General features: G+C 38.5%; 16 protein-coding genes. 4 read left to right on the forward strand and 12 right to left on the reverse strand.

Annotated elements, in window-relative coordinates:
• Positions 1-54 precede the first annotated feature (54 nt).
• From F7B60_07585 to F7B60_07625, 9 genes are all read right to left on the reverse strand, one after another.
• Positions 55-831 carry a replication initiator protein WhiP gene (locus F7B60_07585; protein ID MCE4615370.1) on the reverse strand — a complete coding sequence of 259 codons (777 nt, stop codon included), beginning with the start codon at positions 829-831 and terminating at the stop codon, positions 55-57.
• Between the two features lie 99 nt (positions 832-930).
• Positions 931-2,163, reverse strand: coding sequence for an Nre family DNA repair protein (locus F7B60_07590; GenBank protein MCE4615371.1), 1,233 nt, complete (start codon positions 2,161-2,163; stop codon positions 931-933).
• 2 nt (positions 2,164-2,165) lie between these two features.
• Positions 2,166-3,332: a hypothetical protein gene (locus tag F7B60_07595; protein ID MCE4615372.1), complete on the reverse strand. Its 1,167-nt coding sequence runs from the start codon at positions 3,330-3,332 to the stop codon at positions 2,166-2,168.
• Complete coding sequence (locus F7B60_07600) at positions 3,322-3,798, reverse strand: RecB-family nuclease (GenBank protein MCE4615373.1); 477 nt, start codon at positions 3,796-3,798, stop codon at positions 3,322-3,324. Before F7B60_07600 ends, F7B60_07595 begins: the two co-directional genes overlap by 11 nt.
• Positions 3,799-3,819: 21 nt before the next feature.
• Positions 3,820-4,821, reverse strand: coding sequence for a DNA cytosine methyltransferase (locus F7B60_07605; GenBank protein MCE4615374.1), 1,002 nt, complete (start codon positions 4,819-4,821; stop codon positions 3,820-3,822).
• Complete coding sequence (locus F7B60_07610) at positions 4,805-5,413, reverse strand: transcription factor (protein MCE4615375.1); 609 nt, start codon at positions 5,411-5,413, stop codon at positions 4,805-4,807. Before F7B60_07610 ends, F7B60_07605 begins: the two co-directional genes overlap by 17 nt.
• Entirely contained in the window at positions 5,397-5,939 is a 543-nt protein-coding gene (locus F7B60_07615) for a tRNA (cytidine(56)-2'-O)-methyltransferase (GenBank protein ID MCE4615376.1), read from the reverse strand. The genes F7B60_07610 and F7B60_07615 overlap by 17 nt, the downstream gene beginning before the upstream one ends.
• On the reverse strand, positions 5,923-7,029 hold the full coding sequence (gene hflX, locus F7B60_07620; protein MCE4615377.1) for a GTPase HflX: 1,107 nt from the start codon (positions 7,027-7,029) through the stop codon (positions 5,923-5,925). Before hflX ends, F7B60_07615 begins: the two co-directional genes overlap by 17 nt.
• Entirely contained in the window at positions 7,026-7,556 is a 531-nt protein-coding gene (locus F7B60_07625) for a multiprotein bridging factor aMBF1 (GenBank protein MCE4615378.1), read from the reverse strand. The genes hflX and F7B60_07625 overlap by 4 nt, the downstream gene beginning before the upstream one ends.
• 149 nt (positions 7,557-7,705) lie before the next feature.
• On the opposite strand from F7B60_07625, the gene F7B60_07630 reads away from it, so the two are divergent.
• Entirely contained in the window at positions 7,706-8,920 is a 1,215-nt protein-coding gene (locus F7B60_07630) for a proteasome-activating nucleotidase (protein MCE4615379.1), read from the forward strand.
• A gap of 72 nt (positions 8,921-8,992) precedes the next feature.
• A complete protein-coding gene (locus F7B60_07635) occupies positions 8,993-9,475 on the forward strand; it encodes a hypothetical protein (GenBank protein MCE4615380.1) in 483 nt (160 codons plus the stop codon).
• On the opposite strand, the gene tgtA is transcribed toward F7B60_07635, so the two are convergent.
• Positions 9,472-10,956 (reverse strand): tRNA guanosine(15) transglycosylase TgtA, encoded by a 1,485-nt coding sequence (gene tgtA / locus F7B60_07640; GenBank protein MCE4615381.1) that lies wholly within the window; start codon positions 10,954-10,956, stop codon positions 9,472-9,474. The two genes, F7B60_07635 and tgtA, sit on opposite strands and share 4 nt — an antisense overlap.
• 74 nt (positions 10,957-11,030) lie before the next feature.
• Positions 11,031-11,471 (reverse strand): Lsm family RNA-binding protein, encoded by a 441-nt coding sequence (locus F7B60_07645; protein ID MCE4615382.1) that lies wholly within the window; start codon positions 11,469-11,471, stop codon positions 11,031-11,033.
• Positions 11,472-11,571: 100 nt separating this feature from the next.
• Between F7B60_07645 and F7B60_07650 the strand changes: the two genes are divergently transcribed.
• Positions 11,572-11,931 carry a DNA-directed RNA polymerase subunit G gene (locus F7B60_07650; GenBank protein ID MCE4615383.1) on the forward strand — a complete coding sequence of 120 codons (360 nt, stop codon included), beginning with the start codon at positions 11,572-11,574 and terminating at the stop codon, positions 11,929-11,931.
• Between the two features lie 53 nt (positions 11,932-11,984).
• Positions 11,985-13,634: an ATP-binding protein gene (locus F7B60_07655; GenBank protein MCE4615384.1), complete on the forward strand. Its 1,650-nt coding sequence runs from the start codon at positions 11,985-11,987 to the stop codon at positions 13,632-13,634.
• Here F7B60_07655 and F7B60_07660 read toward each other — a convergent pair.
• Positions 13,594-14,184, reverse strand: a complete 591-nt coding sequence (locus F7B60_07660; GenBank protein MCE4615385.1) for an adenylate kinase family protein — start codon at positions 14,182-14,184, stop codon at positions 13,594-13,596. The genes F7B60_07655 and F7B60_07660 overlap by 41 nt on opposite strands.
• Positions 14,185-14,224: the final 40 nt, after the last annotated feature.

The following is a 14,224-nucleotide window of genomic DNA, read 5'->3' on the forward strand; positions in this document are numbered from 1 at the left end:
ATATCAGATTATATTGATAGTTACGATAATATCTACTGAGGTAGATGTAGTGGATTATGCTATAGTAGAATTCTCTTTTCTGCACATATCCTCTATGTATGCCTTTACTCTACGGGTAAATCCTACTCGGATGCCTAGCCTACGATCATTATATATATAAACGATCTGCTTTGTTTGCAAATCCCTTGTAACCTTGAGGATAAACGGTAGTTCTGCATGAAGCTTTTCCTGGATTTGATCTAGATACATATATGATGATCCCCAATTGGCTAAGTTGTCTACTAATATTTGAAGCACTTCTAGTTCTTCTTCATTTAACCTCTGTTTTAGTATGTTAAATACGCATTGAGGGTCAATGTTTCCTAATTGTACCCGAATTTTTTGTGGTTTATTGTCTGATTGTTTGGTTTGATTAACAATGAATGACAACAATTCACTTGTTTCCTGGGATCTTAAAGGTTTTTTCTTGTGGTTTTTTGTCTGATGTTTATTTTCTCCTAGAAGCTGTTTGGCTATAGCTACATACTCACTGAATCTAGTTGCAAGGGTTCTTTCCACAATGCTTTTAGCATAGTCTTCCCCCTTTGGAGTCAGATACCACAAACCGTTACTATATTCTAGGTATCCTCTAGTTCTCCAGTACGATAGGTAGCTTGATACGTATTTTGTTTCAACCCCAACAACCTGAGCGATCTCAGCAGCTCTCATGGGTTTGGATAGTAGGAGGACTAGTGCAGCTTCTATAATTTTGCTCCTAGGACCTCCCCGGGTCTTTGTTGACTTAGCTACCTCTTCTGCAATGTATTCAAGCAAATTCCTGTAGTCGTTCACATCTACCCCTTGAAGTATATTGGATTTGAGACAAGAATATGAGGATCTTCTCGGTATTACTTTGTCTTTTATTGTCTTCGTTAACTCCCCAGTTAATCTTCAGGGTAACCATTTATCTAGTCTGGATTGTAGGCATGCCTTTCTGATAAGATAGCTTTCCTTAACTAGTTTCTTAACATCATATCTAACATATTTGTTTAAGGCTTCTATAAGTTCTTGTATAGTTCTTGGTTTGTTAACTGGAGGGTGAACAAGCGCTTTTCTCACAGTCTCACGGATTTGCCAGTTACCAACAGGAGCATAGTATGAGGGGAATACTTCTCTTATAATCAAAACAGCAGCTTGGCGATGAAGACTGTATAGTTTCTCTACTACTGATAATCTAGCAGCCAGATAGCCTCCATCAATTTTATCAAATTTACCTCTATGATCTTCTTGGACCTTAACTATGGCTGGCTTATCATAGCTTGGAACCCATGGCGTTGAGGGGTACCATATTTCTATCCATTCCGCTTCATATAATTCTGGTAGGAAAATAATCGTATAGGAGTTTCCAATGTAATATCTATAGTATAGCTGGGCTTCATTGATAATGGAATATGATCTTATTTCACGTATCATTCTATCGGCTATGATAGAGTCTACGGCAGTTATTCCCCATCTAGTAGGAACTATTTTCCTATTCCTCAATGTACCGGTCATTCCTAGAGTGAATGCCTTGATAATATTGTAAATATTGATGCCATGCCTATATAGATACCAAACTGCTTTACTGGATTTTATGTCGTCTGTAAGAATCTTCTCGATAGGCTTTGGAATACAGGGGTTTTCTTCAATAGTAACCTTTCTTGCCGGAGATGCTGGACCCATGGGTTTAGTTGTTCCGTTAAATACAAGGGAAGGCTTGGGTTTTCTCTCTAATATGACCTCCGAGGATACAGGTTTAATAGAGACAGCTGCTAGGGAGAGCTCTTTGTTATACAATTCCCAAGGATGTATTGCTTCTATCCTAATAATGCCTGATATGGTTTGAGATCGTAAAGCGATTATTCTTCGCAGTGAGTACTCTTTATTAGCCCATGTTAGGGGGTCATCGTGGATGGATGGATTAGTGGATCCCGGAGTAGTTGTATAGTAAAGTCTTACATATGGGTAACCGTGTTCTCCTACTAGCACTGATGGCGGGGTAGGTGCCTCCACATCGTTGTCTTTAATTAACTGAACTCCATGAACCTGCCATTTATATCTCTCTAGAAGCGGGCAGTATGGGAGGCCGCAAAGCCGTTTATACCCCTTGCATTTAGCGCATAATGAGGGGTTTATCCTAGTCACCCCTAGTCCTCTATTAGTTTAAGTGACTTAGATTCGAGTTCGCTATATATTTTATCTTCAGTTTCATCTGTTAATATATAGAACTTTACTAGTAATTCATCTCCCTCTTTGAGAAGAAACGTGTCTGGGGGTAGAGGTATCCATTTCCTTGATCTATTAACTGCTAGGACTAGTCCGCCCATATCAGATAATGATAGCTCCTCGAGAGGTTTCTCTCCTCCTTCATATCTCACTCTAATAACCGTTTCTCTACTTTCCTCCCCAGCCTCCTCGACTATAAAGTGAACAGCGCCTTCTAGGACTGTTAACGCCAGCAGTTTGGCTGCATCCCCCAAACTCTCAAGGCTTTTAGCTAGAATAGCTATGGCTGGCCCGTATTCGGGCTTGTTTCTGTATTCCTTGTATGATGTAGAGAGCAGGTCAACATACATCTGGTCAATATCCTCTTCCATGTTAACAATTTCTACTGCTGCAGTCTTGTCCATGTTGAATATAGAATGGAATGCAAGATCCATCATGAGAGAGGCTAGATTGTAAGTCTCTAAGGCTTGTTCTGCTAGAGGATCCTCTTCCACGGTCTTTTCTATACTGGTAACTAACCTTAATGTTCCATTATCACCTAGGAATCTTGCTAGATCTTCTATCTCATCAAGGGTACCTCTAACTATGAGTATATCACCTTTTTTAATTACAAATGAGGGATCAGGGGCAATATTGTAGTCATTGTCCCTTCTCACAATTAAAGCATCGATACGTGAAACATTCTCCTCTATATCTGATATGGAGATTTCTTCTCTCACCATTTTCATTGCTTTTATAAGTGCTACAGTTTCTTCTCCACGTAAAAGGGAGTTTTTAACTGCTTGGCTAATACTTAATCCTTGAAGAACTACTCCTGCAATATCTCCTGCAGCATTACTTATTCTATCGAATGCTACTCCGAGATTGGCTAGGGAGACCATGTACTTTGCTTGTGAGGGAGATCTAGCTGCAAGCATTGTTTTATAGAGGAGCTTTCTCCACATTTTATCTATTATTTTCTCTATGTTAGAAACTTCTAGCGCTGCACGTTTATCATTCCATATTAGACTGTAGAAGGATAGGTCTAGTGCTATGCTTGAATAATCTTTGGCTTCCTGCAGTATATCACGTATGGTGTCAGTCTTCAATGTAATTTTCACCGTTTTTGCCAAGTATATACAGGGAAAGGGACACTTCCGCTACTACGGGAAGTTTTCCGGGAACATCTTTTAGGTATGTTTGAACTCCCAGTTTTTTCTCCAAGGGATCAAAACCTGCATCTGAGCCGTCGAAAACGAGAGCTGTCGATGATTCAGAGGTGTTATGTTTTCCTAGAATCTCACCGAGCTCTTGTCCAGTTCCTGTAAACAGTATGGTTAAACTTGGTTTAACAGTCTCAACAAAATCCTCGAGGGTAGGCATGACTAATAGGGATAAACCGTTTTTGTAAGCGTATTTAAACGCGTCAGGTATACCCGTCTGAGCAGCCGCCCCGTAAATCTTAGTGTAAACAATCTCTTTTACCCCCATAGTTGAACCTATTTTAATGAAGTCCATAACGCGGCTCGGACTCGATGTATTGTTCAGTACAAGCATCACGTTTTTAGGTAACACCACTACCACCGATCCGAATGATCATCTCTGATAAGGAGAGTTTAAAGGGTTTGGAATTTGCTCCTCTAGGAAATTAATGGTTTTTAATGCTATTCTAAATGATAGAGGAGGAGGCACTGCTTCTCCGATCTGATTGTATTGAACGTCTTTGCTTCCAAGAAATATATGATAATCTGGGAAACCCATTAGCCTGGCTTGCTCTCGGACAGTTAAAAGTCTGTTCTCATATGGATGTATAAATTGCGAGGATCCTAGAACTGTAGGTGCTATGTGCTTGGGATTCAGCCTAATTAAATTAGGAAGCTTTCTTCCTCCAGCACCTGTATATTTGATTAAGCCTTTACCCCATTTAAGATATTTGAGTTTCTTCAATTTGCTTGGTGATAGGGTAGTGTATTCGTGGTTAGGCGGGTATGGAGAGCTTGGAGGGGGTAGTCCTTGCAGAGCTTCTTCAACCGTTATATGAGGGTTTTTTCCTAGTTCTATTCTTATATTAGATATGAAGACGCGTGTTCTTCTGCTCGGAACACCGTAATCCTCTGCTTTGATAATGTTAAAATACACGTTCTTGTAGCCGTATCTGACGAGTTCTCTCCTTATGGAGTCTTTAATTTCATTTACTAGGATACCTTTAACATTTTCTATGAAGAAGATTTTGGGCTGTACCTCACCTATTATTCGTATAGCGTGAAGGAATAACTGGCCGGAAGGGTCACGATACAGTCTATCAATAGGGTGCTTCTGCCTTTTAGGATTTGCTCCAGTAAACGGTTCACAAGGTGGGCTAGCTATTATTACATCTGTATTGTCACGGCATCCAACGTATTCTAAAATAGTATCGAAGGTTATTTTCTTAATATCTTCTGATAGAACTATGGAATGAGGGAAATTTTCCTTGTATGTTTTAGAAGCAGCTGGGTGATTTTCTACTGCTAATACACTCTTGAACCCAGCTTCTTCGAATCCTCGGGAGAAACCTCCTGCTCCCGAAAACAGGTCAATAAGTCTATAGTTGAGTTTCATCCCGCTTAATTTCCCTCTGAAGGTTCTCAATTATTCTTTTCAATATCTTTAGGTTGATCTCTCTGTCCTCATCCAGTTCAAGTTCTCCACCACATCTAGGACATACAAACTCATACTCAAATGCTTCTGGAAAAGTATATCGTGCACCACATTTAGGGCACACGTAGATTTCATTTTCTTCCTCGAACTGATATCGAGTTTTTAGTTTTCCTAGAACATTCTTTTTGCGGCTTAGTAATATGAGGTTTAGTGTGCTTTTATTGATCCTCCAGAAGAACCTTGTTTCTCCTGTTTTTGTTCTACCACGCTGATAGGTAACAAGTTTGTTTTCCAATAGTAAGAGTAGTATTCTCCTTATTTGGGTTTCTCTCATTCCAGTAATTTGCTCTAACTCTTCATCGCTCAAGCCTTTGGTTTCAGCTTTCTCGTATAATATTCTAAATATAAGAGAAGCTTCTTCAGGCGTTATATTGGCTAGGATGGGCGATCGTTTATAAACTTTCTCCTTGTAGAACAATAATTTTATGAGAACATCTAATTCCTTCAGTATTTCCTTTTCATCAACTTTGTTCTTGCTACTTTTTCCATCCAACACGTTTGCCCCTCGGTGAGGGTATTATTCTCGTTGTCCCTCCACTAAATTCTAGATATAGCTCTCTACCCTTAAATAGCCTGTCGAGAAAAACAGCAAGGGCCGCTATTTCAGAATGAGGCTGGTTTCCTATTGCAACATTATAATCAGCTAACTCATAATAGACGGGATCTACTTTCGATCCTCCTATGATTACCAACTTATCTTTCAGACTTGCTCTAATGCTATCTATGACATCATCAACCTGTAAGCCATACATAGTAAGATGAATAAGTTCTCCACCTTCTTCCCTCCATTTCTTACTGAATTTAACTGGGTTATTAATGCAAGAGAATTCTATTTCTCCACCCCACCGTCTTGCTATGTCAAATAAGTTTAATCGAATATTTCTATCACAAATACCTGATAAATAGAAGCCATCCGCCCCGAATGCTCTAGCTACTAATGCAGCATGAGTTGTTACTCTTTTGTCACGTTCAGGTCGATGATCAAGTTTAAGAATACAAACCCTATAGCTCAGTGACAAGAGCTTCATCCTCTGAAGGATTCTCGGATGAGGATATGAGATTGTGTACAACTTCGATCAGACGCGGTATGTTATAACCTGTTACAGCAGATACTCTAACTATACCTCTTATGTTATATATATCGCTATATAGGTTGCTAGCTACTTCTTCCTCTATCCTACTCACAACATTTTCACGAGCCTTATCTATCTTATTCAAAGCCAGTACTATAGGATTAACATCTGCTTCTATCCTAGAAAGAATCGAGAGGCCTGCATCTAGCTTCTGCATGACTATTTCATAGTTCTCCGAGACATCTAAAACGAAAATTATGAGATCAGAAAACACTGTTTCTTCTAGTGTCGCATGAAAGGCCTCTATAATTTCAGGGGGGATATCTCTTATGAAACCTACTGTGTCTATAAAGACTATTTTCTCTCTCCTGTAGAGAATTGCTTTGTGCTTGGGTTGCAGTGTTGTGAAATATTCTTCTCCTACTGGTTTGGATTCTCCTGTTATTTTATTGAAAAGACTAGTTTTCCCGGCGCTCGCATAGCCAACTATAGATGTGTGAGGAATCCCACTGCGGGTTTTCCTCATATTCCCCCTCCTTTTCTTTATATATTCTAGTTCTCTTCGAAGACGGGATGTTCTACTTTTTATATGCCTGTAGTATCGTTCGACACCGTACATTCCCGGTCCCATGAACCCTGGCATTTCTCCCATTCTTTTACGTCTTACCATTTCTCTAACTAGAGGGGTTATGTGCTTTAGCCTAGCCAGCTCTATTTGAAGCCGAGCTTCCTTTGAACCAGCATGTTGATCGAATATTTCTAGGATGAGGAGTGTTCTGTCCATTACTTCCTTTCCTGTAGTTTTCATAATTCTAGAAACAATAGAAGGCTTAGGGTTACCGAAGAATATTATTATGTCAGCTGCGTTTTCCTCTATATTGTACTCGATCTCATTTAGTTTAATCCTTGATAAATAACGGTCTGATCTAACCGGGATTATAATAGTAGGCTCATATCCAGCTGTTTCAAGTAAACATAAGGTTTCTTCTATATTTTTCTTCTCTTCCCTAGTAATTAGTAGAAGGGCTTTCTTCATCTTTCTTCATCTTTCTTTAATACAGCAATATCTCCCAGTGTTAGAACGGATTTGCCGGGTGTTTTCCCCGTAATCTCTTGCTCTTCCTCGTTATCCACAACAGGCTCAAGTAACCTTATCTTTAATACTCTTTCAAGTCTACGGGCAAGATCTATTGTTGGCATCAACCTGCCAGTTTCTATTTTACCCAAAGTAACCTCTCTTTCCTGTACTCTTCTTGCTAATTCAGCTCTAGTTAACCCTGCCTGCTCTCTAGCATCTCTTATTATTCTAGCATAATCTTCTACTACATCATAATTTTCAACAAGCCTCCTCTTATTAAGCACGCTTATACTCTTCCTAGGCCTAGCCGGTTCTCCTTTATTTTGACCATTCCTCTTGGCTTTTTTAACTAGGCCCTTATCCTTCAAAAGCTTGAGATAACAGGAAGCACAGACTGTGAGTTCCACGCCTTCCACCACTACTTTGTATGCTTTACCGTAGATAGGCCTACCACAGAGCTCACAGGTTTGAAAGCTTTTAACCATGGGCCCTCCTCCGTTAATGGATGAAGTTTATCCGGTGGTATTAAGTTATTAACACCCTATTGATACAGCAGTTATACTTAATCATTAACAGGTCGACCCTTTAATAAAGCTCGAAGGATAAAGAATCCATTGGTGAGCAGTGCTTGTCAATGACTAATGATGATGAAGTAACGATAACTGAAAGTACTATAATTAGGCAGATGAAGGAACTAGAAGCAGAGAATGCTAGTCTCAGATCTCAACTGGAAATATTGATGAGACAAAATGCTAATTTATCAGCTGAACTCCAATACTATAAAAAAGAAGTGGAAAAACTGGTGTCACCTCCTCTCATAGAAGCTATAGTACTAGAAGTTCTTGACGAAGGAGAGAGAGCAGTCGTGAAAAGTACTACAGGCCCTAATTTGGTAGTTAAGATTGACAGCAAAATTGACAGGAAGAGCCTCAAGCCTGGTCTTAGAGTTGCATTAAATCAGCGTGGATCAACGGTTGTTGAAATATTAAATGAACGTGAAGACCCTGTAGCTCAAGCTATGGAAGTAATAGAGCGTCCCTTGGTATCATATAAGGATATTGGAGGTTTGTCCCGGGAGATCCGTTTGATTAAAGAAGTGGTAGAATTGCCCTTGACTAAACCAGAGTTATTTAAGGAACTGGGAATTGAACCACCTAAAGGAATACTACTGTATGGACCTCCCGGGACAGGTAAAACACTTCTAGCTAAAGCAGTAGCTCGAGAATCCAATGCAACGTTTATCCGGGTAGTAGCATCAGAGTTTGTTCAGAAGTTCATTGGAGAAGGAGCAAGAATAGTTCGAGAGGTATTCCGGTTAGCTCGTAAAAAGGTACCTGCGATAATATTCATTGACGAGTTGGATGCTATTGGAGCGAAAAGGCTCGATATAGGGACCAGTGGTGAGCGAGAGGTACAGAGGACGCTAATGCAGCTACTAGCTGAAATGGATGGTTTTAACGAGCTTTATGATGTTAGAATAATAGCAGCAACTAATAGGATAGACATTCTAGATCCAGCTTTACTGAGGCCTGGAAGGTTTGATAGAGTAATAGAGATCCCCTCTCCTAACCTGGATGGTAGAATAGAAATATTTAGGATACACACAAGGAAGATGAAATTGTCTAAAGATGTTGATTATAGGAAACTTGCTGAGATAACAGAAGGATTCACTGGAGCTGATATTAAGGCGGCGTGTACAGAGGCTGGCTATAATGCATTGAGAGCTAATAGGAGGTCTGTTAGGATGAAGGATTTTATAGACGCTATAGACTTTGTTAAAAAGAGTAGTGCATTCGAATCCCGTGGTATCGGAGATGATGATAAGGAACAAGGATTTAGCATACTCTAAACTCTATTCTATTCGGTAGGTATTTATTGTTTTAAGATGCTTATCTAACAGTCTTATTTCTAGGGAAAAGGCATGGTTAAACATGTTCACAGGATTCCAGCAGATGATAATGTACGTGAAGCAATAAGGATAATGATAGAGAGACAATTTGGCGAAAGGCTAGCTGACTATGTAGCTAATATAAGCTCCCTTGAAATACAGTTATCACCTAAAACTGGTAGGATAAGATATGTTTTCGCCGATGGCAAACGAATACTTACACTAAGAGCTAGCGACGGATGGTTTACGGTTTCACTAGATTTTGCTAATGCTATCATTAACTTGTGTGAAGGGAAAAAGCATAAAGTGATCAGCGAAAAAGACGTAGACTTGAAGGGCTCTCTTCTAGTCCCTGGTGTAGTTGATTGCGATGATAACATCCGTCCAGGCAATGAAGTAGTTATTGTTGACGTAGAAGGGAAATTAGTAGGCGTTGGTAAAGCCAGAATGTCTTGTGCTGCTATGAAAACTAGTTTAAAAGGAGAAGCTGTTAGAGTTAGAGTAAAAGCCCGTTAATCTACTTGGAGTATTTTCAGATTTCTAAGTTTACTTATTTTCATGTATATGTAATCATAGCAAGCTATCCTACTCGGATAGTAGATAGTTATGCGGTTAATGTTGTTCTTCAAAGCAAAGGTCTCTACAATCATTGCTGTTTTTCTACATACCTCGTCTTCTACAATGCTTCCAATAGCATGTTGGGAATATGGATAGGATCTGCATAATGCTAGTGGTATCAAACCGAAAAATGGGGTGACTATATAATCTCCCACGCTTCCTATACTTCCACAAAGCTCATATTCCAGTGGATATAGTTTTATTTCTTTAACTCCAGACTTGTGCTGGGTAAATAAGTATTTCAAGTGTCTTACTATTATCGGGTTCCAAAAGTTCTCTGAGCCTAAAAGTCTGTGTCCTTTAGGATTAGCAATAGTGATAGGCGTATGGGCTTCTATTAATCCATGATATTTTCTGAACTTACGGAATATGTCCCATGTAGATTTATGATTTCTAGAGTAGGCAAGCAACAGCTCCCAAAGCCTGCCTTCCTTTATAGCTTGTTTAGTCTCTCTGATGGTTGATGCCAGTACCTGCAAATTATGGAGCGCTAATAACCGAGTTCTTTCATTTATAGGAAGCTCAAGGAGATCTCTGGGTGTAAATTTATTGCAAATATCTGTATTACATGGCATGTAATCTAAGGAGTCTAATTTATAAGCTCCCTTATCTGTCATTATTCTGTTATCTCTAGCATATAGAATATATGATGCTGAATCGAAAGTATCTACTCCTAATGCTGTCATAAATGGTATTATAAGTGGGTGCCCTGCACCAAATAAATGAAGAGGCCTCCCCCAAGGAAGCATTTTTCTCGCAGTATAAACCATGTCCCCAATTATGTCATACTTATATTTTTCGAGGAAAACAGTAGGGCTGCCTATGCTGTACATTCTATAAGGCAATTTCACTGCAGTTCTACAGGATTCTTCTATTAAACCAAGATATCGTCCTCCTTGTATTGGTAGAACCCATATAGTTTTATCTGAAACAGGATCTATAACATCTAAAGCCTTCTGAGCTCGGTGTAAGGTCATGTCTACAGTTTTCATTGCTTCTATGCGATTGGAATTTCCTGTTGGAACATCAAGTATAACTCCGATATCAACATTCAACTGTTTCTGGTAGTTTAGAATAGTTTCTTGATCGACGCCTATGTCCCCGTATTGAAGGAGTTGATATGCACCGGAATCAGTCATAACCACTCCGTTGAAATCCAATAACTTATGTATAGACTCTATCTTAGAACCATATCTCTTATAGATCAAGTATGAATTGGTTATTATTTGATTGAATCCCGCTTTCTTTATATCATCTATACTTAGCTCTTGCCTATGTATATCTATAACCGGAAATAATGTAGGGGTCTCTATTTTACCATGCTTTGTCTCTAATACACCTATTCTACCACCTAGGTCGGTGTATTTTATTTCAAACAATCTTATCGACCTTAATAAAATAACAATGGGTTTATAAGGTAATTAAGAAAGGTTCCCACAGGAACATAATGAAGTTATCTTTTCTTTTTAGACTTCATATAATCTTGGAAGACTGCATGAATACTGTTAACCATAGGGCCGACTCCTTCTACACCTTTCTCAGAAACTGTGATCTTTTTCAGTACAACAACAGAACCTGCTTCTTCTATTACTGTAACATCATAAGGCTTAAGGTTGAGTCTCTTTATCAAGAACTCCTTGAACTCTATAGGGTCAAATAGTTTTTGCTCGACTTCTACTATTTCAGAGACAACCTCTCCTCTGATAATTACTGAAGAAAAGGAATTCCCATCTTTATCTACTGCATCGGTTATGAGTAAGTTGAAATGCGGGTGATCGAATCCTTCCAAGGTTCCTGTATATGATTGCTCGTTGATGAGCCGTATGCTTATCTTTCTACCAAGAAGCGTGTTTAGTTTTGTGACAAGTTTTCTTTGAGCGTCGATTACACTCATCCTAACCACCTGATTACCATTTTGTCAATAAGTATTACGGCTTCCCTTAAATATTGTTTTAAAGGGGAGTTCGAGTATATCGTGAATAAGGGTGGACTAGATGGCTGTTGCTAGAAGCTTTGAGTGTAGGGTATCTAGGGTTGAAAAATCAGAACTTCCGAGAACTAGGATATATAGATGTAAAATAACAGGTTTAAAGAACGCTTATATAACATTTGATATGCTTGAGGATGTTATTTATCTAGGTACTGGAAGAAAGATTAACGTCCTAGTAACTGATGAAAAGCCTGGGGATTTGGAATCATTCCCTTTCTGCGGGAAAGCTAGATTTGTCGATAGAAGCAATGACGGTTCTATGATATACTCTATTGGAGGATTTATGGTGAAAATAATAGAACCTAATGAGGTGCTAGGTAAGGATAGGGTTCCTCAGGAATTTTACATGTGTATAAAAACATAGGAATAGTATGTTTCCTCCCTCTTTAAAATCATGCTTGATTTTCAGGGCACATATTGCATAGAAATTATTCACCGGGAATAATTGGTATAATCATCAGCATTTTACTCATAGTTTACACGATGGAAGGAGAACTGGTGTTTAATAGATTAGTTTTGTTTTGGCTGATGGTAGCATTTTCATTTATTGTCATACTAATCTATAGTATATCCTATAGATTCAAATCATTGAATTTTACTGGAAATGAAAATATTATCGCATTCGATCTTCAAGCAAATGAAGAGGCATGGGAGTGTGTTAGGCGAATATTAAAAGAAAGAATGGCTTCTCCAAATGTTCAGTATTATTATATAGTTTCATCTTCTCCAAATGGTTATTCCTCGGTCACTGTTGTTTTAGGTGGAAGAAGTGACAGGGTTGAGATAGAGAAAGAAGTTATTAGAACGACGTTAAATGCTGCATGTACAGGGTTTAGGGTCTCTGTGCGGAATATTGATTACTCACCGAAAATAGTTTCTTTCCTTGAGAGAATAGTAGGTGTTAGTGCTCCCTTTAATAAGTTAAAAATCTGGGGCTCAAGAGAATTTGACTTTGTTTTGCCTAAGTATTATCCCTATCCTATAAGCAGGGATGATGGTAATGGAGAATTCAATGCATACCAGGAGGAAGCTCTTATCGATATAGGTTACTCGTTGAATAGCAACGAACCCCGTAAAGTTATCTTGACGTATAGTGATATAATTAATAGAATAGGTATTTTTGGTTCTACCGGTACCGGTAAATCTACTACAGCAGCATTAATAATTACAGGCCTTTCATTAAGTCATATTAAACATCGCTTCAAAATAATTGTTATAGACTGGCATTCTGAGTATCCTAGTCTTTTAGGTAGCATGGGATTTAGGAGTTATAGAATAATAGATTTCTCCAGTCGAGACCTTCATTTAGGTGTTTTTTGTTATCCTAGAATGGGTTTCGAAGGTGTAGCTGAACTTTTATCAGAGGCGCTATCTTTAAGTGATCCTCAGGTCGTGTTTCTAACAAAGGTAATTCATGAGCAAAAGCCTACTAGTATAAAAAATCTTATAGAATATTTGGATAACTCTTTTACTGAAGGCTATTGGTCTAGAGAAATAAAACAGGCGGTTCTCCGTAAGTTATACTTTATCCATCAGTCAAAATATGATAAATTATTTACAGCTCCCTGTGGAAATCTCGAACATCTATTAAGGACGTCGCAGGAAAATGTATTGATTTTTGATCTATTTAGAATTAAAAATACGAATCTACGAAGACTTATTGCCTTCACAGTTATATCAAATCTGTATTATATTGCTAGAGAAAAAGAGATGGGCATTATTCTATTATTAGATGAAGCTCAGAGCCTTATTGGGAATTCTCCCTCAAACCTGGTTAATACTATTGTTGTTGAGGGAAGGAAATTCGGTTTAGGATTGATAGTGTCAACACAGAATCCTTCCATGCTTCCCAAGGAAATAACTGCAAATATGAACACCAAAATAGTACATGCTATAAGATCTGGGGTCGATAAAAAAGTTATCCAGGAATCCATGAGTCTTCCACGTGAATATATTCAAATCTTAGACAAGTTAGGGAATGGTGAAGTTCTCTTGCAATCACACTTATATAGAAAACCGATACTAGTTAAGATTGACCCGTTTCTATACTTAAAACAGCAGCAATAGCAGACTCATCATCTAGCCAGTCTATAAATCTTCCTTGCCCGAGGCAAGGTTCTTGACCAATTTTATCTATCAATTTCTTTATGAGCAAGGCCGTTTCTGATACAGTTTTACTAGTAGTGTCTATGGAGAAAACACAATCAAATTGCTCTCTCGCCTCATTATCAATAACTCCTATTAATTCCGCCTCAGCATTCTCAATAACCTTATTTTTAATCCATCCTCTTCTTGCTAATCTCTTGATTATAGTCTTAGGATGAGTTCTTAGAACAAAGACTGCAATAACATCCCTTGCCAGCGAGGAAAATATGCTAGGATAGTGTGTGTCTATTATAATGCATTTACTTTTTTTATGAACTTCCTCTATGTGTTGAATCACTTTTTGAGGACTTGATAAAACCAATGTTTGCCTGCCGGTGGGATCGTTTTTACCTAGTTTCATTTGGTTAACGAGTTGTGATACATCAATGTGTATACACTCTAGTTCCCCTGAGACTAGGGTGGATATACTTGTTTTCCCCGTTCCTGGTGTACCAGTTATTATTATGATCATAATATAAACCCGGTAATTGCTTAGAATTCCCAACTTGTTG

Origin of the sequence: Candidatus Tiamatella incendiivivens, assembly GCA_015522635.1 — an archaeon.
Lineage (GTDB): Archaea > Thermoproteota > Thermoprotei_A > Sulfolobales > Acidilobaceae > Tiamatella > Tiamatella incendiivivens.